General features: G+C 40.2%; 17 protein-coding genes and 4 tRNA genes. 2 read left to right on the forward strand and 19 right to left on the reverse strand.

Annotation, left to right across the window (positions count from 1 at the left end; translation table 11 throughout):
* Positions 1 to 300: 300 nt before the first annotated feature.
* From M9949_01205 to rpmI, 16 genes are all read right to left on the reverse strand, one after another.
* Positions 301 to 1,917 carry a T9SS type A sorting domain-containing protein gene (locus M9949_01205; GenBank protein MCO5250022.1) on the reverse strand — a complete coding sequence of 539 codons (1,617 nt, stop codon included), beginning with the start codon at positions 1,915 to 1,917 and terminating at the stop codon, positions 301 to 303.
* Positions 1,918 to 2,368: 451 nt separating this feature from the next.
* Positions 2,369 to 2,998 (reverse strand): hypothetical protein, encoded by a 630-nt coding sequence (locus M9949_01210; protein ID MCO5250023.1) that lies wholly within the window; start codon positions 2,996 to 2,998, stop codon positions 2,369 to 2,371.
* Between the two features lie 94 nt (positions 2,999 to 3,092).
* Positions 3,093 to 7,373, reverse strand: coding sequence for a DNA-directed RNA polymerase subunit beta' (gene rpoC, locus M9949_01215; protein ID MCO5250024.1), 4,281 nt, complete (start codon positions 7,371 to 7,373; stop codon positions 3,093 to 3,095).
* A 49-nt stretch (positions 7,374 to 7,422) separates the two neighbouring features.
* Positions 7,423 to 11,208, reverse strand: coding sequence for a DNA-directed RNA polymerase subunit beta (gene rpoB, locus M9949_01220; GenBank protein ID MCO5250025.1), 3,786 nt, complete (start codon positions 11,206 to 11,208; stop codon positions 7,423 to 7,425).
* 333 nt (positions 11,209 to 11,541) lie between these two features.
* On the reverse strand, positions 11,542 to 11,925 hold the full coding sequence (gene rplL / locus M9949_01225) for a 50S ribosomal protein L7/L12 (GenBank protein ID MCO5250026.1): 384 nt from the start codon (positions 11,923 to 11,925) through the stop codon (positions 11,542 to 11,544).
* A 41-nt stretch (positions 11,926 to 11,966) separates the two neighbouring features.
* Entirely contained in the window at positions 11,967 to 12,497 is a 531-nt protein-coding gene (gene rplJ / locus M9949_01230) for a 50S ribosomal protein L10 (protein MCO5250027.1), read from the reverse strand.
* Positions 12,498 to 12,584: 87 nt separating this feature from the next.
* Complete coding sequence (rplA, locus tag M9949_01235) at positions 12,585 to 13,283, reverse strand: 50S ribosomal protein L1 (protein MCO5250028.1); 699 nt, start codon at positions 13,281 to 13,283, stop codon at positions 12,585 to 12,587.
* Positions 13,284 to 13,310: 27 nt separating this feature from the next.
* Positions 13,311 to 13,736, reverse strand: coding sequence for a 50S ribosomal protein L11 (gene rplK / locus M9949_01240; protein MCO5250029.1), 426 nt, complete (start codon positions 13,734 to 13,736; stop codon positions 13,311 to 13,313).
* A gap of 31 nt (positions 13,737 to 13,767) precedes the next feature.
* Positions 13,768 to 14,337, reverse strand: coding sequence for a transcription termination/antitermination protein NusG (nusG, locus tag M9949_01245; protein MCO5250030.1), 570 nt, complete (start codon positions 14,335 to 14,337; stop codon positions 13,768 to 13,770).
* Between the two features lie 15 nt (positions 14,338 to 14,352).
* Positions 14,353 to 14,535: a preprotein translocase subunit SecE gene (secE, locus tag M9949_01250; GenBank protein ID MCO5250031.1), complete on the reverse strand. Its 183-nt coding sequence runs from the start codon at positions 14,533 to 14,535 to the stop codon at positions 14,353 to 14,355.
* 65 nt (positions 14,536 to 14,600) lie between these two features.
* Positions 14,601 to 14,673: transfer RNA gene (locus M9949_01255), tRNA-Trp, on the reverse strand.
* A gap of 9 nt (positions 14,674 to 14,682) precedes the next feature.
* Positions 14,683 to 14,755: transfer RNA gene (locus M9949_01260), tRNA-Thr, on the reverse strand.
* A gap of 66 nt (positions 14,756 to 14,821) precedes the next feature.
* A tRNA-Gly gene (locus M9949_01265) sits at positions 14,822 to 14,894 on the reverse strand.
* Between the two features lie 25 nt (positions 14,895 to 14,919).
* Positions 14,920 to 15,006, reverse strand: a tRNA-Tyr gene (locus M9949_01270).
* A gap of 56 nt (positions 15,007 to 15,062) precedes the next feature.
* Positions 15,063 to 15,410, reverse strand: a complete 348-nt coding sequence (gene rplT, locus M9949_01275; GenBank protein ID MCO5250032.1) for a 50S ribosomal protein L20 — start codon at positions 15,408 to 15,410, stop codon at positions 15,063 to 15,065.
* A gap of 67 nt (positions 15,411 to 15,477) precedes the next feature.
* A complete protein-coding gene (rpmI, locus tag M9949_01280) occupies positions 15,478 to 15,675 on the reverse strand; it encodes a 50S ribosomal protein L35 (protein ID MCO5250033.1) in 198 nt (65 codons plus the stop codon).
* A gap of 200 nt (positions 15,676 to 15,875) precedes the next feature.
* On the opposite strand from rpmI, the gene M9949_01285 reads away from it, so the two are divergent.
* Both M9949_01285 and M9949_01290 read left to right on the forward strand, forming a co-directional pair.
* Positions 15,876 to 16,172, forward strand: a complete 297-nt coding sequence (locus tag M9949_01285; protein ID MCO5250034.1) for a cell division protein FtsL — start codon at positions 15,876 to 15,878, stop codon at positions 16,170 to 16,172.
* A 6-nt stretch (positions 16,173 to 16,178) separates the two neighbouring features.
* On the forward strand, positions 16,179 to 18,275 hold the full coding sequence (locus M9949_01290) for a penicillin-binding transpeptidase domain-containing protein (protein MCO5250035.1): 2,097 nt from the start codon (positions 16,179 to 16,181) through the stop codon (positions 18,273 to 18,275).
* An 8-nt stretch (positions 18,276 to 18,283) separates the two neighbouring features.
* On the opposite strand, the gene M9949_01295 is transcribed toward M9949_01290, so the two are convergent.
* The 3 genes from M9949_01295 to M9949_01305 all read right to left on the reverse strand — a co-directional run bounded on the left by M9949_01295 (position 18,284) and on the right by M9949_01305 (position 22,689).
* On the reverse strand, positions 18,284 to 19,402 hold the full coding sequence (locus M9949_01295) for a DegT/DnrJ/EryC1/StrS aminotransferase family protein (protein MCO5250036.1): 1,119 nt from the start codon (positions 19,400 to 19,402) through the stop codon (positions 18,284 to 18,286).
* Between the two features lie 238 nt (positions 19,403 to 19,640).
* On the reverse strand, positions 19,641 to 21,719 hold the full coding sequence (locus tag M9949_01300; protein MCO5250037.1) for a T9SS type A sorting domain-containing protein: 2,079 nt from the start codon (positions 21,717 to 21,719) through the stop codon (positions 19,641 to 19,643).
* A 199-nt stretch (positions 21,720 to 21,918) separates the two neighbouring features.
* The gene (locus M9949_01305) at positions 21,919 to 22,689 is read right to left on the reverse strand and encodes a hypothetical protein (protein ID MCO5250038.1); all 771 of its coding nucleotides are present in this window, start codon (positions 22,687 to 22,689) and stop codon (positions 21,919 to 21,921) included.
* Positions 22,690 to 22,731: the final 42 nt, after the last annotated feature.

Genomic DNA, 22,731 nt, shown 5'->3' on the forward strand with positions numbered 1-22,731 from the left:
AATGATTACAGACTCAATATTCATCCGATGACTTGGAGTCATCGGATGAATTAATCTACAACATCAATTTTCCTAACCCACGGTTGAAACCGTGGGCTATGTTTTGGTCAGAACGCTGTTGCAATCCCTACATTTCAGTTGTGCCTCGTCATTCCGAACGAAGTGAAGAATCAAGTTTTCAAGAAAGGCATGGATTCTTCACTTCGTCTTTCAGAATGACAAATACTTATCCCGTCAGGTGTAATACCTGACGGAACAAATTGTAATCATCAAAATCATTTTAATCAAAAAAATCATAGTTCAGACTTTCACAAACTTCCGGGTTTTGTCGCCAATACGGAGGAAATAGACTCCGGGCGGAAGGTGCGAAACGTCAATTCTTTGTAGAGACACGGCATGCCATGTCTCTACGGTCATAACACAATCGCCTAAAGTATTGAGAATTTGAATCTCAGAATCATTTTCAACCATACGGTTAACCGTATGGTTGATAGAAGAGAATCTAATTTCAATATATTCCGTTGCGGGGTTGGGGAATATGCCAAAAGCAATATCAAATTCTTCGACTGAGACTGCATCTTGATTGACGTTGAATTCATAGGCGCCAATGTCAATTGTCCCTTCAGTTCCATCATGACCGTTCAATTTTCGTGGAAATTTTGAACCGCGGATGTCGAAAGGCTCATTATTAGCATGTAATGGAATTGACGACCCGGCATCTAAGCAAGGCGAGGTCTGCTGTATCATGTAAGGATGCTCCCCTGTACCGACAAATTTCGGGTTTTGACTTTTCGTATCTGATATCACAAAACAATTACCTGACTGTGAACTATATCCACCACCTAAGATACTATGATGTATATATACTTTGCCCGTATTTTCCGAAGTTGTGGAACTGACATAGACACCAAAGATTTCATTAGATGCACTATGAGTGGCGGTAATGTTTCCGAAAATTATAGAATTGAGTATAGTAACATCGCCGGCAGGTAACACCATTTCTTGTGTATTTTGCGACCATAAAAAAAGTCCACCACCAAACTCATTTGAAGTATTGTCGGCAATTGTACAATTGTATATATTGAGACCTGATGTTTTCGTAGTATTGAAATATCCATCAATACCACCACCGCTTTTTTCAATCGCTCGATTACGTGCAATTACACAATTCACTAATTTGACATCAGCATAAATACTCATCCCACCACCGCTTTGTTGAGCGATATTATCAATAAGCATAGAATTATTTAATTCCAATTTTGCATTTCCTGAACTTCTGTTGGCATTAAAAACTCCAATTGCAGCACCGTAATCGGCAAAGTTATGCTTGAAGATACAATTATTTATCTGTAGTATGTTGCCCATTAAAAATACTCCGCCTCCAAAGCCAAATGGGTTTTTATTTTCATCTGTTTTCAGTGCATGCCCGTTTCTGATTACAAAACCATCTAAAACGTTTTGAGCGTTTAAATTTAAAAAATCAGGCATGTAAAACACATGAAAACAGTTATCTTCCCGATTTTCCCACATCATTTCGGTCTCGTTCCAATGGTCATCGTCGTTCAAATCACCACATAGAATCGTTTGGTGCTTATAGTGGTCTCTATCCTCGAAAGTTGGCTCACAATCGGCAGGAAATCCACCAAATAAACCAACACCGGACTTCAATTTAAAATGCTTGCCCTGCTCTCCAATGTTCAATCCGTAATCATATGTAGGTTTGTAGATTCCTTCGGCGACCCATATTTGGTCACCTTCTTGAGCCATATCGAGAGCCTTCTGTAAAGTTAAAAAGGGTTCATTCCAAGATAGCCCGCTGTTTTCATCGTTGCCATCTATTTTGACGTGGTAAATCGAACAAAAGGCATTAATTGATAAAATCAAAAAGATTGTAAAAATTGTAGATAGAGACTTCATCTATGACTCCTAAGCATTGTTAATAAGCTCAATTCACATAAATCTCGAATTTGTTAAATTCGTACTAAACTTATATACCATAAAAAAAGAAATCGGACAAAATTTGTAAGCATTTATATATTTTAAGGTTCTAAAGAGAAAATAAATACAGGAACACCCTAATCAAATGGTTGTCTCAATATTCATCCGATGACTTGGAATCAACCGATGAATTATCTCAAACAAATGTGCTGCACATGTGAACTTGGAGTCATCGGATGAATTAATCAAGGTTGAAAGTCATGGATTCTTCGACTTCGTCTTCAGAATGACCAATACAACTCTTAGAGTTCTTTGCGAATTCTTTGTGGTTAAATGAATTCTCCACCCACGAATAAATTCATGGGCTATGTTTTGGACAGAACGCTGTTGCAGTCCCTACATTTCAGATGTGCCACATCTAAGACAATAGTTAATCCAACACTATGCAGATGATGTCGTGCTCGATAATTTGTTCGCTGATATTTTTGTGTTTGCTGATGAATTGTGACAAGGCTTCGATTGTAGGGTAATCGCCTTCGCCGTTGAAGTATGTCGCATCGTCAATCAGCAAAACATGCCCGAAGTCTGATTGGAGGATAGCACCTAATTCCTCGTAAATGGGGCAATCCTTATCGCCTTTGGCTGTTATGCCTTGTGAATAATGTCCGTCAAGCCAAAACAATGTCGGAGCGTTCAGCTTCGGCACCAAATCATATAGCACTTGACCGCTATCACCTTGCAAAATCGTAATATGCGGGAATTTTGCGAATCGTTTTTCTGCCATTTTAAATAGCTTCATATCCAATTCCACAGAGTAAATCGAGGTAAATTCTTCCCTCATAGCTTCTACCATGTCGCCTAAATAGGTTCCGGTTTCGACGAGATTATTGATTTTGTAGCGGTTTTTGTACTTTCTTAATACCGATTGCTTGGCGGAATGTGGCACAGGGGGCGCTTCATTTCCACTATTGTTTTTATCTCTGAAAATCTGTCTGACACTCTTGAGAAAATTGATTGCCCACGTAGGCAAAAATCTTTTGATGTAAATTACAAGGCTCATTTTTTAACTCTTTTTAAGGTTATTATAATATGAATTTGAAATGAAAAAACCGCTCCTAATGGAACGGCTTTTTTATAAATAATTACACCACTAATTAAGCGTGCGAAGGATTTTTCACTCTTGGTTCAGCTTCGTAAGCCGGAGCAATAACGTCATCTGCACCGTAAGTTTTTCTGCCGAAAATATTGCCAACTTCGGAATGAACCGTCATTTGTTGGTAATGTCTCAAACCTGTACCAGCCGGAATAAGTTGTCCGAGTATGATATTCTCTTTCAATCCGATTAAATGGTCAACCTTAGCAGCAACTGATGCATCAGAAAGTACACGTGTAGTTTCTTGGAATGATGCGGCAGACAACCAGCTTTCGGTAGTCAAGGATGCTTGAGTAATGCCAAGCAAAATCGGCTCGGAAATAGCAGGTTCCGCCTGACGATATTCGCCTTCGCGTAAGCTGTGTTGGACACGGCTGGCGTTTTCTTCGCGAACTTTACGCTTAGGCACAATTTCATTTTCCATGAATTGAGTGTCGCCGGCGTCAGTGATGACAACCATTGATTTGATTTTCTGGTTTTCGTCAATAAATCTGATACGGTCGATGTTTTCGTTATCCAAGAAAGCAGAATCGCCGGAATCGGCAATTTTTACTTTTTGGAGCATTTGTCTAACGATAACTTCGATGTGTTTGTCATTGATTTTCACACCTTGCATACGATAAACTTCTTGAATTTCGTTCACAAGATATTCTTGGACTGCGTTTGCACCCTTGATACGAAGGATATCGTGAGGATTAATCGAGCCTTCGGTCAATCTATCACCCGAACGCACAAAGTCTTCTTGTTGGACTAAAATGTGCTTACCGACTGAAACGCCGTATTCAATGACAGTTTTGCCGTCAAGTGATGTAACAACGATGATACGTTGACCACGTTTGTGACTGTCGAATGATACAATACCGTCAATATCACTGATTACGGCAGGGTTTTGCGGTGAACGAGCTTCGAAAAGTTCAGTTACACGAGGCAATCCACCTGTGATATCCTGAGTTCTGCCGCGGTCGCGAGCAATCTTAACAAGGTCAGTACCAATGCCGACAAATTCGCCGTTATCAACTTTAAGTTGAGCTCTTGACGGAATATTGTAGCTACGTAGCACTTCGCCTGCATCATCAATGATGTCAATTGTAGGAATTTTTGACTTATCTTTTGAATCAATTACGATTTTTGTAATGTGACCTGTTTGCTCATCATGAACTTCGCGATAAGTGATATTCAACACCAAATCACGATATTTAACACGTCCTGCAATTTCAGTCAAGATTGTAGTGTTGTATGGGTCCCAAGAATAAATTTGGCTACCTTTTTTGACTTCTTCGCCATTGCTAACCAATAATTGAGCACCGTAAGTCAAATCATATTTAGTTAGAATTCTGTTGCTTTCGGGGTCAATTATATTTATGATACCGCTTCGGCTGGTAGCCAAAACGATTTTTTCTTCATCTCCTTCGTAACTAACAGTTTTGACATTTTCGAATTGGATGACACCATCGAATTTAGCCTGAACAGATGATTGCGAAGCAACCAATGCAGCAGTACCACCTGTGTGGAATGTTCTGAGAGTAAGCTGCGTACCGGGTTCGCCGATTGACTGTGAAGCAATTGTACCAACTGCTTCGCCTGTATCAACAATTTTGCCAGTAGCAAGGTTACGACCGTAACATTTAGCACATACACCGCGTCTGGATTCGCAAGTCAATACTGAACGAATCAAAACAGATTCCACAGAAGATGCATCAATTTGAGAAGCCACTTTTTCGTCAATTACTTGAGCTGCTTTGCAAATTATTGTATCAGTAAGTGGGTCAACCACATCACGAAGAGCAACTCTGCCCATGATACGTTCTACTAAAGGCTCTTTGATTTCCTCGCCATCTTTCAATGCAGTCATTTCCACACCACGAATTGTACCGCAGTCAGATTCGGAAATAATCACATCTTGGGCAACGTCATGAAGTCTTCGAGTTAAGTAACCTGCATCGGCAGTCTTAAGTGCAGTATCGGCAAGACCTTTACGAGCACCGTGAGTTGAGATGAAGTACTCAAGGATAGACAAACCTTCCTTAAAGTTAGAAATAATCGGGTTTTCGATAAGTTCGCCTGTCGAACCGGACAAAGATTTCTTAGGTTTAGCCATCAAACCTCTCATCCCTGCAAGCTGACGAATCTGCTCTTTTGAACCACGTGCTTTAGAATCTAACATCATCCAAAACGTGTTGAATCCGGATTTGTCACGTTGCATTTCACTATACAAACGGTCTGCAACTAAGTTAGTAGCAGTTGACCATGTATCAATGATTTTGTTGTAACGTTCACCGGCACTAATAACACCGTTTTGGTAAGCATCTTCAAATTTGTCAATATTGTTTTGAGCGTTAGTAATGATACTTTTCTTAGCGTCAGGAATGATAACATCATCCACACTAACGGAAAGCCCACCTTTTGTGGCATATGTAAAGCCCATTTCTTTCAAATCATCAAGGAACTCTACTGTTTTAGCCAATCCGGCAGCACGGAAGCAATTACCGATTAATTGTCGAAGTCTGTTTTTAGTTAGAAGTTCATTGATATAGCCCATTTCTTCGGGGACAATTTCATTCAAAATGATTCTACCGACAGTAGTATCGAGCATTTCGCCACGATAACGGACTTTGATTTTTGTATTTAATTCGACAATATTGCAATCATAAGCAATAATAACTTCTTCGGGTGAAGCAAATACTTTGCCTTCGCCCTTACTTCCGGGTCTCATTTTTGTCAGATAATACACACCAAGAACCATGTCTTGTGATGGCACCGCAATTGGGTCGCCATTTTGTGTGTGCATGATATTGTGAGGAGCCAAAATAAGAAGCATAGCTTCTAACTGTGCTTCGAAGCTAATCGGCAAGTGAACTGCCATTTGGTCACCGTCAAAGTCGGCGTTGAACGCTGTACAGACGAGTGGGTGCAATTGGATAGCTTTACCTTCGATTAGACGAGGCTGGAACGCTTGAATACCAAGTCTGTGCAAAGTCGGGGCACGATTAAGTAATACCGGATGCCCGTCAATTACTTTATCTAAGATATCCCAAACTTCGTTAGTTTTGCGTTCGACCATTTTCTTGGCACTTTTCACAGTTTTAACGTGACCTCTTTCTATCAATTTTCTGATAATAAAAGGTTTGAACAATTCAACCGCCATATCCTTAGGCAAGCCACATTCGTGAATCTTAAGCTCAGGACCAACGACGATAACCGAACGACCTGAATAGTCAACACGTTTACCGAGCAAGTTTTGGCGGAATCTACCTGTTTTACCTTTCAAAGTATCAGCAAGAGATTTGAGCGCACGTTGAGATTCGCTTCGGACAGCACGACGACTATTATCAAATAGTGCGTCAACTGCTTCTTGGAGCATTCTCTTTTCGTTACGCAAGATAACTTCAGGGGCGCGAATATCAATGAGGCGCTTAAGTCTGTTATTTCTGATGATAACACGTCTGTAAAGGTCATTCAAGTCGGAAGTTGCAAAACGACCACCTTCGAGCGGCACAAGCGGACGCAAGTCGGGAGGAGTAACAGGAACGATATCCAACACCATCCAACTTGGTTCATTCGGGTATTCGCTCTTCATACTTGAACGGAATGCATCAAGCACACGAAGACGTTTGAGCAATTCAGTTTTTTTCTGTTGTGAAGTTTCTTCTTTAAGTCTCGCTTTCAATTCGTAATAAGTACGTTCAGGCTCGACTTGTTTGAGTAATTCTTTGATGGCTTCGCCGCCAATAAGGGCTAAGAATTTGTTTTTGTCGTCGAAATCTAAATCAAGTTCATCTTTCGGCAAATTCTCAACGATGTCTAAATATTGTTCTTCAGTCAATAAATCACGCGGTTGCAGTTGGGTGTTGCCCGGTCTGACCACAGCATAAGATTCATAGTAAACAATTCTTTCGATATCCTTAGTAGGCATACCGAGAACTGCACTAATTTTGCTTGGCAAACTGCGTAAGAACCAAATGTGAACGACAGGAACAGCCAATTGGATGTGTCCCATGCGTTCGCGGCGCACAGATTTCTGAGTAACCTCGACACCACATCGGTCGCAAACTATACCTTTGTAGCGAATACGTTTGTATTTGCCGCAGGCACATTCCCAATCGCGTATAGGACCGAAGATTTTCTCGCAAAAAAGCCCATCTTTTTCAGGACGAAACGACCGATAATTGATAGTTTCCGGTTTAGTGACTTCGCCATGTGAACGATTTAATATATCATCCGGCGAGGCGATTTTGATAGAAATCTTTCGGAATCCTCTTCTCGGGATTTGCAATGGTTGCATTATAAATCTCCCTTATATTTATTATTAATTTTTGTCGTTTTAATTTATTCTACTCAATATGTACTTCAAGGCACAAGCCTTGTAATTCGCGAATCAATACATTGAATGATTCGGGTATATTCGGGTCGGGCATATTATCGCCCTTCACGATAGATTCGTACATACGTGCTCTTCCTTGGACGTCGTCAGATTTGACCGTAATCATTTCTTGCAGAGTATGTGCAGCGCCGTAAGCTTCGAGTGCCCATACTTCCATTTCACCAAGTCTTTGACCACCAAATTGGGCTTTACCGCCGAGTGGTTGTTGGGTGATTAGAGAATATGGTCCAATCGAACGAGCGTGCAATTTATCTGCAACCAAGTGAGCGAGCTTAAGAATATATATGATACCGATAGTAATCTTCATATCGAATCTGTCGCCGGTACGTCCGTCGAAAAGGTAAGTCTTACCATCTCGTGGTAGCCCTGCTTTTTCGAGATAATCGCCAACTTGATCCCATGTAGCACCATCGAAAATCGGAGTTGCAAAGTGCAAACCTAATTTATTACCTGCCCATCCGAGAGCGGTTTCGTACAACTGCCCCAAGTTCATACGTGATGGTACGCCGAGTGGATTCAATACGATATCCACTGGAGTTCCGTCTGCCATGAACGGCATGTCTTCGGGAGCAACGATTTTAGATACGATACCCTTGTTACCGTGACGTCCCGCCATTTTATCACCGACTTGCAATTTACGTTTCTTAGCAACATAAACTTTAGCCATCTGAAGAATTCCGGGTTGGAGTTCGTCACCGGCAGCTAATTTGTTTTTCTCTGCTCTGAATTTAGCTTGCTCATCTTTACGTTTCGATAAAAAGTTAGATAGCATGTTGATGAGTAAGTCATTTTTGACATCATCGGATAAAATCGGTTGGTCGTCTGTGATTAATTCAGGCTTAAGTAAGCCTTCGGAATAAGCACCGATAACATCTTTGACAGTAACTTTTTGACCTGCTCTGAAAACAGTAACACCGTTGACTAATCTCAAACCGAGTAATTTTTCGCCGTCAATAAGGACTGAAACTCTGTTTACACATTCGTCGTCCAATTTTTTGATGGTTTCTTTTTCCATCTTATTAATCATTTCTTGACGTTTTTTCTCTGAGGCGCGAGTGTCTTTATCCATAGTAACTAATCTGCGAGTAAACAATTTAGTATTGATTACAACACCTTTTAGTCCGGGTGTAGCTTTGAGCGAAACGTCTTTAACGTCGCCGGCTTTGTCACCAAAGATTGCACGCAATAATTTTTCTTCAGGAGTCGGGTCAGTTTCACCTTTTGGAGTGATTTTACCGATAAGAATATCGCCTTCTTGGATATTAGCGCCGATTCTGATTATACCGGTTTCGTCTAAGTCTTTAACTGCTTCTTCGCTGACGTTCGGGATTTCGCGAGTGAACTCTTCTTCGCCGCGTTTTGTATCACGAACTTGAAGAGTGAATTCTTCGATATGTATAGATGTGAAAATGTCTTCGGCTACCATTCTACGTGAAATGATAATCGCATCTTCAAAGTTATAACCACGCCAAGGCATAAATGCAACCATAACGTTTTGTCCCAAAGCTAATTCGCCTTGGTCAGTCGAAGCGCCGTCAGTAATAGGTTGCCCTTTGACCACTCTTTGACCCGCTGAAACGATTGGTCTTTGGTTGATACAAGTATCTTGGTTCGTTCTGAAGAATTTCAACAATTTATAAGTAACGACTTCTTTGCGGTCGAAATTTAACATTTTGTCAATATCCGACCTGTTATCTTCGTAACGGATACGAATCATTTCTGCACTTACGTATTCGACGATTCCATCTTCTTCGGCAAGCATCAAAGTTCTCGAATCTTTTGCAACTCTTGCTTCCATGCCGGTTCCGATTACAGGAGCAGCCGGACGCAGAAGTGGAACAGCTTGACGTTGCATGTTTGAGCCCATCAAGGCACGGTTTGCATCGTCATGTTCGAGGAAAGGAATCAAAGATGATGCAGGACTTGTGATTTGGTCAGTCGAAACGTCAACATAGTTAACCTCTGACGGGTCAACTAATACGAAGTCACCTGATTTTCTTGCTCTTACTTTTTCGCCGACTATCCTGTTATTTTCATCTAAAGGTGATGATGCAGGACAAATGATTTTCATATCTTCTTTTTCGGCTGAAAGGTATTCGATTTCCGAAGAAACAATACCATCACGTACAATACGATAAGGTGTTTCGATAAAACCCAAATCATTGATACGGGCATGAATTGCCAATGATGAAATAAGACCGATATTCGGACCTTCAGGAGTTTCAATCGGGCATAATCTGCCGTAGTGAGTATAGTGAACGTCACGTACTTCAAAACCGGCTCTTTCACGCGTCAAACCACCGGGACCCAAAGCTGACGTACGTCTTTTGTGCGTCAATTCGGCAAGCGGATTAGTTTGGTCCATGAACTGGGATAGCTGATTAGTCCCAAAGAATTGGTTAATCACAGAGCTAATTGTACGAGCGTTTACTAATTCCGAAGGTGTCGGCACTTCTTCTTCGTGCAAACTCAATCTTTCGCGAATTGTACGAGCCATACGTGCAAGTCCCAAATTGAATTGGGTACTGAGTTGCTCGCCTACTGTACGTACTCTTCTATTGCCCAAGTGGTCAATGTCATCGCCTGTTAATTTATTATCATGAAGATAAATCAAATGCTTGATAATTGTGATAATATCTTCAGTTCTTAATGTCGTTTCGTCGTATGGAATTTCTAATCCCATTTTTTCGTTAATTCTGAATCTACCTACCAAACCTAAATCGTAACGTTTTGAATTGAAGAACAATTTGTCCAACAATGCTTCTGCTGTTTCGATATCGGGAGGGTCACTCGAACGAAGTTGTCTATAGATGTGCTCAAGAGCGTCTTCACGAGTTCTCGATGGGTCTTTAGTCAATGTACGAGCAATTACCGGCTCTTCAGTAGGGTCGGTATATTTATAAACTTTGAATGGAGCCAACTTTGTGGCGTTCATCATTTCGAGTATTTCGGGCGAGATAATCATATCTCTGCCGCCAATGATTTCGCCTGTAGTTAAGTCAACAAGGTCGTTGGCAATTTTCATACCGAGGAGTGATTCGTCAACTTCGTCCGGTTCGATTTCATCAGTCAAACCGAAAAGTTCGATTATATTTTCGTCAGATGAGTAACCTAATGCTCTGATGAGTGTAGTGACAGGGAATTTCTTCTTTCTATCGATATAGGCATACATTACGTCATGAATATCGGTAGTAAACTCTATCCATGAGCCTCTGAACGGAATAATTCTTGCAGTATAGATACGTGTGCCGTTCGGGTGGACAGCATCATCGAAGAATGCTCCCGGTGAACGGTGAATCTGGCTTACAATAACTCTTTCAGCTCCGTTGATGATGAATGTACCGCGTGAAGTCATTGAAGGAAGATTGCCTAAATAGACTTCTTGCTCGATTGCTTCGAAATAATCGTCAGTGCTTTTATCGGCTTTGCTCGATAATCTCAACTTGGCTTTCAAAGGTTTAGCATAAGTAAGTTCGCGTTCACGGCATTCTTCTTCGCTATATTTTGGCTTTTCGATGCTATAATCAATGAACTCAAGTTGGAACATTGATGAGGCATCTTCGATTGGGAAATTCATCTTAAAAGCCGCTTGCAAACCAACGTCGCGGCGTTTGGAAGCAGGAGCATATTCCTGCATAAATTCTTCGAATGAGTCTAATTGCACACTTAGTAAATCGGGATAAACCGGTGTAACTAAGGAGCGAGAAAAGCTCACTCTTTTACGAAGTCTGAAAATACCGTCTCCGGTTTCGAGGAGTTTCAAATCAAGATTACCATAGGTTTTGTGACCTACCAAATAATCTAATCTGTTATCCGTACCGATGTTGCTAGTATTTACGTCCACTGAGCACCTCCTGTTAACGCTTTAGGACAAAAAATAAGGGATTTTATGATGTCGCTGCCGTTAGCAGAAATATCATAAAAACCCTTTTTTAGTATATATTTATTCATCAATTGATAATTATAAATTTATATTTTGATTAATTAAAGTGACCAACCCAAAATAAGAACAAAAGGGGGAAGCGAGTAAATATTACTCACTTTCCCCGTTGATACGAGATATAACAAGCTATTTAAGTGTAACCTTAGCGCCTGCTTCTTCCAATTTCTTTTTAATATCCATAGCTTCATCTTTCGAAGCTCCTTCTTTAACAACTTTAGGTGCAGCTTCTACAAGGTCTTTAGCTTCTTTCAGACCAATGCCTGTCAATTCGCGAACGACTTTGATAACGTTCAATTTCTTGTCGCCGGCTTCAGTCAATTCTACGTCAAACTCAGTTTGTTCTTCTTCAGCAGGAGCTGCAGCAGCTGCAGGAGCAGCCATAGCACCCATCATCATAGGAGCAGCGGCAGTTACACCGAATTTGTCTTCCATTGCTTTTTTAAGTTCTGATGCTTCGAGAAGTGTCAAAGAAGCAATTTCTTCTAATAATTTTTCTATTTTTTCTGACATTATAAACTCACTTTTTTAAAAATATTTTACAAAATAATTAATTACGCAGCATCATTCTGCTTTTTAGCAACTTCTTCTATTAATGATGCGACATCACTCAATACAGAGTTAATAGTACCGACGATACCGGATGCAGGAGCACCGAGGCTGCCAACAATAGCTGCCATTAAATCGTCACGAGACGGCAACGAAGCGACTACACTTAGTTGCGAACTGCCAAAGAATTGCCCTTCGATGACTGCTGCTTTGAAAGCAGGCTTGCCACCTTTTTCGGAGAATTCTTTGATAACCTTTGCGGGCTTAGTCGGGTCCTTATAACCAAAAACGATGGCGGTCTGACCTTTCAAAACGTCATCAGGGACATCGAATTTGCCGACTACGTCTAAAGCTCTGCGAAGCAAAGTATTTTTAGCCACTTTGTACTTCAGCTCTTTCTCGAAAATTAATTTACGGAATCGGTTGGTTAACTCAACGTCCATAGATTCGAAATTTACAAGAAAGATGCCTTCAGCTTCCTGCAGTTGATTGACAAGAATGTCAACTAATTGCTGTTTTTTCTTTTTTGTTACCATAAATATATATTACCAATTATATGTTTAATCTCAGACACAACCCCGTTTTGGGGCGAGAAGCGAGCCTGAAATTAGCGCGTAATAGTCTTATTCGTTATTAAAAGTTGACTCTTTGACGTTTACGCCCGGACCCATGGTCGAGGAAAACGCAACTTTTTTAATGTATTTGCCTTTAGCCGTCGAAGGCTTTGCTTTCAATATACTTGAGTATAAAGCATTGGCATTGTCAGTAAGTTGTGCTACATCAAATGAGCACTTTCCGATTGCGGCATGAATGTTACCGGTTTTATCAACACGATATTCAATTTTACCGGCTTTCAATTCTACGACTGTTTTCGCTACGTCGAAAGTAACAGTACCGACTTTGGGGTTCGGCATCAAGCCACGAGGACCTAATATACGACCGAGTTTACCAACTTCGCCCATAACATCGGGAGTTGCGACAATAACGTCAATGTCTGCCCAACCACCCTTAATTTTTTCGACATATTCATCAAGACCTGCATAATCGGCGCCTGCGTCTAAAGCTTCTTGATCTTTCGGTGTTTTTGCCAATACGAGCACTCTGACGTTCTTACCTGTGCCGTGGGGCAGCGATACAGTACCGCGAACCATTTGATCTGCTTTACGAGGATCGACACCGAGATTCATGACCATTTCAAAGGACTCGTCGAATTTTGCAGTAGCATTTTTCTTAACGAGCGGAATTGCATCATTTACATCATATATTGCGTCTTGGTCGTAACTTTTCAGCAGTGCGCTGAATCTTTTTCCTCGATTTTTCATGTTATTAATTATATTAAATTACAAAAATTAGTCTTCGACTACTATACCCATGCTTCGAGCCGTTCCGGCTATCATGGAAACAGATTTTTCAATATCATAAGCGTTGAGGTCATTCTTTTTGATTGTGATGATATCCTCAATCTGTTGGCGATTTACTTTTCCAACTTTCACTTTGTTCGGTTCTTTCGAACCACTTTTTAATCCGGCAGCTTTAGCAAGCAAAACTGAAGCGGGTGGGGATTTGATAACAAAAGTAAACGACTTATCACTAAAATAAGTAACTAAAACGGGGAATATCGTGCCGATATCCTTCGAAGTTTTACCGTTAAATTGCTTTACAAATTCCATACCGTTAAGGCTTCGCTGACCGAAAGCCGGACCTACGGGCGGCGCCATTGTTGCTTCCCCAGCTTTGAGCTGCAACTTGAACGAACCAATTACTTTCTTTGCCATATAAGTGCTTTATTTATACTTTACTAAAATTCTATATTTCTAATTCAACTTGGCTGAAATCAAGCTCGACAGGAGTTTTCCTGCCTAAGATTCCGACTTCAACTTTGAGTTTTTGTTTTTCGAAGTTAATTTCTTTTACAGTACCGTTGAAGGAGTTGAATGGTCCTTCGATAACCCTGACAGGGTCACCAACGGCAAAAGAAGTTTCGACAGTTGTAATATCCTTGCGTTCTTCGACTCTTCCGATAATTCTCTCAACTTCGTGTGGTTGCAAAGCAACGGGCTCGCTGCGACGACCAACAAAACTAACGATTGATGGTACTTGGCTTATGATATCCCGAGTTCTGCGATCTAAAATGGCTTTAATGAGAATGTATCCGGGCAAAAAGTTCTTAATCCGAGTTCTTCTCTTGCCATTTCTGACTTCAAAGACGGTTTCTTGCGGAATGACAATTTCGAGAACTTTCTCTTGCAAATTCATTCTTTTGATTTCGGCTTCGATACCCGTCTTGACTTTAGCCTCGTGACTTGTGTAAGTCCGAATAGCATACCATCGCGGTTCAATCTTGGTTTCGTCTATATGTTCGCCGTAATCAGTCATACTTGTATCGCCGGATTAAAAAATTGATTTCATGAAAAAAGTCATTATTTCATCAATAATGAATGTAAAAACAGTGAGTATGCCGGTGACGACTACCACAACAATAGTTGATTCACGCAATTGCTCTCTTGAGGGCCATGAGACCTTCTTCATTTCGGAGACAACTTCACCGGTGAACTTTTTTATTTTACCAACCATTTTGAACTTTATTAATTAACGTAAAAAATTCGGCATAACCCATAGGGCACACCACGAAAAATTTGCACGGGTGGTAGGACTTGAACCCACAGCCAACGGTTTTGGAGACCGCTACTCTACCAATTGAGCTACACCCGTATTCAGCTGAGCTGATGACGGGACTTGAACCCGTGACCTCGTCCTTACCAAGGACGTGCTCTACCAGCTGAGCTACATCAGCATAATGCCAATACTCGCAAACCGCGATGCCATTTAGCAATATGCTGAATGACTTCTCAAATTTTCGAGCGGGAGACGAGACTCGAACCCGCGACCCTCAGCTTGGAAGGCTGATGCTCTACCAACTGAGCTACTCCCGCAAAAGCTGTCAATTTAAAATCTTGGTGGTGGGCAGAGAAGGATTCGAACCTCCGTAAGGTGTTACCTAGCAGATTTACAGTCTGCCCCGTTTAACCGCTTCGGTATCTGCCCAAATTGAATAGCTTACAAAAATACTAAAAATATTTCAAATAACAATACAAAAACTCTTAATTCATTGCATTGCGAATAATCGCTTGGAAGACTTCAGGTTTGTTCATAGCGAAATCTGCTAAGATTTTACGATTCATCTGAATATTCTTCATCTTCAAAGCATGGATAAGTTGTGAGTATGTAGTACCGTTCTCACGAGCAGCAGCATTAATACGCATTATCCATAAGCTTCTGTAGCTACGTTTCTTTAATTTACGTCCTACAAAGGCATGAAGTAAACCTTTTTCGATATGATTTTTGGCAATGGTCCAAGCATTCTTTCTTAGTCCCCAATAGCCTTTGGCAAGCTTTAAAATTCTTTTTCTTTTATTGCGAGCCGCTACTTTATTATTTGCTCTTGGCATGGTTACAAACCTCCTAATATTTTAGGGCTGAGGGAGAGCCGCTACCCCTTTTGCCCGATTTAGCCGTTTAGGCTTTTGCTAATAATCTTTTTACACCACGAACATCAACATCACTGATGACTGTTGACTGCTTCAAATTTCTTTTGCGCTTAGAACTTTTTTTAGTCAAAATATGACTTCCATAAGCTTTGCGTCGCTTTATAGTACCGCTTGAAGCGATTTTAAACCGCTTCTTGGCAGATCCGTTTGACTTCATCTTAGGCATCGTTTATCCTGTTTATTATTATTCTCATCTCAAATAGAGAACTACAAAAATAGCAAGATTTTTTTATTTACAAAAACTTTTTTTTCAAATATTATATTTTTTTCTGTTTTTTATTCATCTTTCTTGTTTGTATGTTTGTATTAGTATGGGGGAATACTTTTTCTTTTCTTTTTTAGGCATTATGATGCAGATTTATTATCATGTTTAATTTTACAACGAAAATAACTGATTGGCTCAAGGACAACCGTTGGTTAGTGCTTGTGTTCATCGTTGTTGCTGCGGCAGCGGCATTAGTTTTTGTTTCCAATGTTAGGAGCATTAACGGTTTGCTTGTGCAAAAACGTGAGTTGGAAAAGCTTGCAAATGAACTGAGAGACAAAAATAAGCGACTTCAATCGCAAGTAATTCATTTGCAGTCAGCAGAGCGCATTATCAATTATGCAACCGAAGAATTAGATATGGTAACCCCTGATGTTGCACCGCAGGTAATCGAATAACGCTATATGAACGCTCCTGAAAATGAAATAAGGCAAAAGAAATTTTGGAAATTCTGGTTGGTTTTGATTACTGTCAATATCGGAATGGCAATAATTATCTGGCGATTGATTGATATTCAGGTCATTTCAAATGAAGAATACAAGTCAAAAGCTAAACGCCAACACGAATCAAAAGTCAATCTGACACCGGAACGAGGCATTATTTATGACCGTAATGGCAAAGTAATCGCATCAAATTTTGAAAGCGTTTCGATAGCTATTGACCCTCGCCATATCCAAGATTTGAAGGGTTTTGCTAATGCTGTCGAACATGATTACGGATACAGTGCATCGGGAATTATTTCAAAAGTTAAAGCATCAAAAAAATCATTCGTTTGGATAACACGCAGGGCTGACCCTACAAAGTTTAACAAGTTGGTAGGATTTTCCGACAAAGGTTTGATTCTTATTCGCGAGCCGCGACGGATTTATCAATATGATAATATCGCATCGCAGCTAATAGGCTTTACGGACGTTGATAACCATGGTTTGAGCGGCTTAGAACTCAAATGGGATAGTTTGTTGAAAGGTCGCGATGGTTATATGATAATGAATCGTGATGGTGCAGGCAGGTTACGTCCGGCAGCAGATTTACCATTGATTCCGGCATTCGATGGTTATTCGATGAATCTTACTATTGACATTGATTTGCAGCGAATTGTCGAGCATGAATTGAAAACCGGTGTAGAAAATGCCGGTGCCGAGAGCGGTACAGTGATAGCTTTACACCCGAAAACAGGCGAAATTATCGCCATAGCATCATACCCAAGTTACGACCCACACAAGCCCGGTGGCATGTCCTCCGCCTTTTTGCGAATGCGAGCGATTACCGATACATACGAACCCGGTTCGACGTTCAAGCTGATTACGGCAGCCGCTGCTTTAGAAGAGAATATCATCAAGGAAACTGATACGTTAGACGGTCACCTTGGCACTCTCACAATGAGAAGCTACGTAATTCGCGATGTAAAGCCCTTAGGGAGGATTTCTTTCCGTCAGGCGATGGAATATTCATCTAACATCATACTTTCAACTGTGGCAAATATGATGAGCGATAATAATTTCTACAAATATTTGCGAGATTTCGGTTTCGGCATCAAAACCGATGTTGATTTCCCGGGTGAAGTGACCGGAAAATTACCCAAACCAAAAAATTTCACATCTTCTACAAAACGCTATTTGGGTTTTGGTTATGGTTTATCGGTGACGCCGCTTCAAATGGCAAACGCATACGGTGCTGTAGCTAATGGCGGCACTTTGATGAAACCCTATTTAGTAAGTTCAGTATTCGATTCGGAAGGGAGAGAAGTCTATTCGCAGAATCCTGTAGTAGTCAGACGTGTAATATCGGAGGAAACGGCTGCAAGATTGACTGACATATTGAAAGGCGTCGTAAGCCGAGGAACCGGCAAAGCTGCAAGAGTTGACGGATTGGAAATTTGCGGGAAAACGGGTACTTCGCAACAAATCGTTGACGGTAGATATTCTAAGGAAAATTATACAGCTACGTTTGCGGGTTATTTTCCGGCTAACGACCCACAAGTAGCATTAATCGTGATGTTGGACAAACCTCGCACGAGCATCTACGGTGGTGCTACTGCTGCTCCAATTTTCAGAGGAATTGCTTCCAAATGGACGGGAGCAAATCCAAATACTGCAATTGCTAATAAATTTGTTGACAGTACCAAAACTAACAAGGATTCCGTTTTAGTACCGAATATTGTAGGATTGAAGTCCGAATTAGCCGAGGATTTGCTCAAAAATCGCGGATTTGGGCTGACTTATTCCGGCAATTCGCAAGGAATCGTGTTGGCGCAAAATCCCAAAGCACATAGCCGAACAATAAACGGGAAAATCGTTGATATGACAATCGTAGCCACTGACACTGTCCAAAGCCCTGATGCAATAGTTGTGCTGAAAGGAATGCCACTCAGAAGTGCTCTTGCAATTTTGAATGCCGGTGGTGTAAAGACTAAAATTGTAGGCAACGGAAATATCGTTACAGACCAAAAATGGTCTCGAAATTCCGACGGTAGCTCAAATTGTATTATCTATTCCAAATAATTGCTAATTCATTCATACGAATTCACCACTTCGCATACTTGCTTGATTTCCGTTTCGGTCAAATATGGGTGCATAGGTAAACTGAAAATGCGTTCTGAAATCATTTCGGAAATCGGAAAATCACCCTTTTTATAGCCAAGGTCATCAAAGGCTTTTTGCAAGTGTAGAGGCTTCGGATAATAAATAACACTCGGAATGCCCTGACGGCTTAATTTTTCCATTATGATTCGGCGATGCTCGCTATCTTTTGCGAGCACTGAATACAATGCCCAAGCACTTGAATTACTTTCAGGAATGAATTGAGTTTTAACAGTTTTGAGGCGCGTAGCATATGAATTAGCAATTTTATTCCGCATCAAAAGTTCTTCATCGAAAATTTTCATTTTTTCAATTAAAATCGTGGCTTGAATAGTATCCAATCGCCCATTAATGCCTATTCGGTCATTGTTGTACTTATCTTCGCCCTGACCATGAACTCTGATTGATTGCAGTAGCATTGCTGTTTCCGGGTCATTTGTGAAAATTGCCCCACCATCTCCGTAGCATCCGAGCGGTTTTGCAGGATAAAATGATGTGGCTGCTACATCCCCGAAACTACCTGCTTTCTTTGCGGATTGCGTAGCTCCGAATGATTGTGCCGCATCTTCGATAACTTTGAGTCCGTATTTTGCGGCTATTTCGCTAATTTGGGAATAATCCGGCATCAATCCAAATAAGTCCACAGGTATGATTGCTTTAGCTTTCAAATTCCCGTGGGAAATGACTTGTTTGATTTTGGATTCGAGCTCATTTGTGTCAATATTGAACGATTTGGGGTCAATATCTACAAAAACGGGTGTAGCTCCTGTTAGAGCAATTACTTCAGCTGTGGCTATGAATGTAAACGGTGTAGTAAATACGGCGTCTCCCCTGCCAATGCCCCATGCCATAAGTGGCATTAATAGTGCATCTGTTCCGGATGCACAAGATATGCAATGTTTCACTCCAACATAGTCGGCTAATAGTTGCTCCAATTCCGCTACTTTGCCACCCATGATGAAGGCGCCCGAATCAAGCACTTTTGATATTTCGGTGTCTATGGAGTTTTTTAGCCGCTTGTATTGTGTATCGAGGTCAATGAATTTCATATTTTTGGATGATTAATTTCAAAATATTTAAGAGATTTTTACAATCATTTTGTAACATGTATTCAATAGGGAAATCGAGTTTTAAAGCCTCCTGAACGGATAAATTGACGCAATGAGAATGCAAAGATTTTACTCTGCAATCGCATGGAATCGTCCGAGAGATTTTGATATACAATTTTGAGCAAAAAAAAGGCTGCCCTTGTGAGACAGCCTTGAATTTGGAATTCAATTCTAAGAATTAACGAGCAATGTGCATTGTTTTTGTTACAGATTTGCCATTGAAGGTCAAAGTGTAGAAATAAGCACCTGATGGTAATTCTGAAGCTGAGAAATTAGCTTGCCATAAGCCTTGGTCTGTGAATGCATTACGTACGTTCATGACTTTTTGGCCTAATGAATTGTGAATGTCGATTGTTACATGACCGGGAGCATCTAATTGATAGTTGATGTAGCCTTCGTTATCAACAGGATTAGGGTTCATGTTGAACACTCTGAAGTTATAATTTTCTTCATCAACACTTGCACCAGCGACGCCTTCTGGAATTTGAATCTGTTCGTTACGGATATTGCCGGGATTAAGCCCGTCAAAAGTAGCAACAAGAATATGATTACGAATACTTGCTTGTACAACATAATTTTGCATAAAGTAAGGATAATTAAGTCTTGGATTAGCAGGATTTGTAAATCTAACAGTTGCATGTTCGATGATAGGTATTTGGTTGATACTTGGAACAATATTTGGAATCCAAGTACCTTTGTTCATCCAAACGTCATCAGTCAAATTATATGCCGGTGACCATTGTGTACCATTAACTGCTCTGTATGAATAGAAAATATCAGTAGTTAACATTGAATCAACTACACCTCCACCTACTAAAGTTTGTGGTGTTTCCAATTTAACTAAATTATCGCGGTTGTCCATCCATTTTGCAATAAGGTATTGACCATCTGCAGTAATAGCAAGTTGAACTTCTTGTTGTCTTGAATTATTAAAGAACTCATCTCGTGGTGGTGCTGAAGCTGCATTCGTATCTTGAATCACATATGGGATTCTCCACTTGTGTCCATTAAATGTAGAAATTTCTCTCATTCCCCATTGACCATCTTTTCTAAATGCTTCTACGATAAATGCAGCACCGGATTCTGTTGATGCCCAACTAAATATTCTATAAATAAAGCTGTATTCGTCTTCCGCTGTAACTCTGAAACCATTGGAAGCATAAGGATATAAGCCGGGTTGAGCTGAACCAATTGCAGTGCTTCCACCCTTGAATGACACAAAGTCCTCAATAATGGACAATGACATTTTATTGAATTCGGAGAAACTTTTACCATTGTCAGCGGATTTTGAAACGCCAACAACACGAGCCGGGTCATCAGTATTTGGTTTAAAATGATTATTAACGGCTGCATAAACATTGCCTTGAGCGTCAACGTCAAGATTCATTTGGCTTGTAAATGAAGAACCTAAGCCACCTGAACTTGGTTTGAATTGGTCGTAATTAAATTGAGGAGGAATTGAAGAACCAACATCGGAAGTTTCAAGTTCAATATAACCAAATCCATAGTAACCATATTGAATAAAATTATTAGCCGGTGTCAATAAACCGCCCGAATAAAAGTGATTGCCACCCTTTGCACTTGATGCAGTCATATTGGTCATACTCCAAAGTTGGTTTGTGCCCGGGTTATTCGACAAAGGTCCTGCTTCAGGATATTCAATATATGAGAAGTTGTTTCCTTCGTAAAGCAAGAAGAGTCCACCTTTTCCGGCATAATCATCAGGTTGTCCCATTTCTCTCACCAATTCAAAATGTCTTGTTGAGATTACGTACTTAAAGTTCGCAGGATTTGTTTCATTGTTAGGATTCAATACAGCGATTGAAGCATTCACAGGAACAGAGCCCCATTTGCGGTAAATTTCGTGAGTTTGCCAATTGTTGCCACCGTCTTGTGAAGTATAAATTCTAACGATACCTGTCAAGGCTGCAGAGTCGGAGCCTTCGGGAACTCTGATTCTATCAGTTTGGACATAAATCAAAGTACCTGAATTGGGTTCGTAAACAAAAGGAGTTACGCCCGAGTAATAAGTGTTGAAAATCAAGTCAATCGTGATACCGATTTCCTTGAATTTACCTTGACTAAATGGTGCCAATTGTTTGTCATAACTGACTTCCGGAATTATTTGCAGAAGTTCAGATTCGTTCATATGATTTTGGGCAGGCGAAGTAGATGCTTCGTTTAGGAAAAGGCCTTGTGAATACACGAGGGCAGGAAATACTACCATCACAAGTAAAGTGTAAAAGAATCTTTTCATTACGTTTCCTTAAAATGTTTTAACAAAAATAAATTTAAAAATGTTCTAATTGTAAATAGCAAAGTTAACAAGTTTCGGTAAATCCACAAAATGCTTTTGAACAATTTCAGATTATTGCTTTCATAAAAGACACATGAAGTTATCAGAAAGTTACAAGTAATTTCAATAAATTTCACTTTTTTTTGAAAATAGTTACTATTTAGTGCTTTTTATTTGATGATTCTTCAAAATTTACGAAGAAAACAGAGAATGCAACAACGAAAAATGAAGATAAAATCGAAACTAATGTGTTGAAAGTAACTTCCAAAACCACATTTCCACCTAACAATGAAAATGGTATAGCTGAAAAAATCACGACAACTAATGACAATAAAAATAAAGATACTGTGTATAAGAATACTTTGCTCCATCGCCCATATACCACAGCATAACTATATTTCAGTGATTCATATAGGTTCAAATCACGCATAGCGAACGAATAAATCCCAAAAACCCAATAAACGAGTAGGATTATTGCAGGCACTGATACCAACAAAAACAAAAAAGCGTTAAGAAAAATTGACGTTAGCCACAACAAAGCCGCTACAAAAAACACTCCTATAACTAATATATTGACGTACCAATCTTTTAACATTTTCGAGAGGAATTGCATTAATACACTTTTCACGGATTCGCGCTGCTCAAACACAATTTGGTTGATTGCAATGGCAATAGCTATATTTCCGCCGAATCCTAAGAGCATTGAGCTAATCAAAGTAGCCGAGAAGCCCAATCTTGAGATATAGTCTGCACCCAAAAGATGTTCGATATTGATATGTGGCATTGTTGCCACAAGAATATTCGACGGCAAATAAACTAAAAATCCAATCGAGAATAAGAGATAGTATTTAGCTCGGTAAATATTCCAAGCTATGCCGAGTATTTCGGTAATGTCATATTCTCTTAAATTATCTTGGCTGATTGTGTCCACCTAAATCCCATATCAAGAGTCACAAATTTGAATTGCAAATAT

The sequence above is a fragment of the Candidatus Kapaibacterium sp. genome, from assembly GCA_023957315.1.
GTDB lineage: Bacteria > Bacteroidota > Ignavibacteria > Kapaibacteriales > UBA2268 > PGYU01.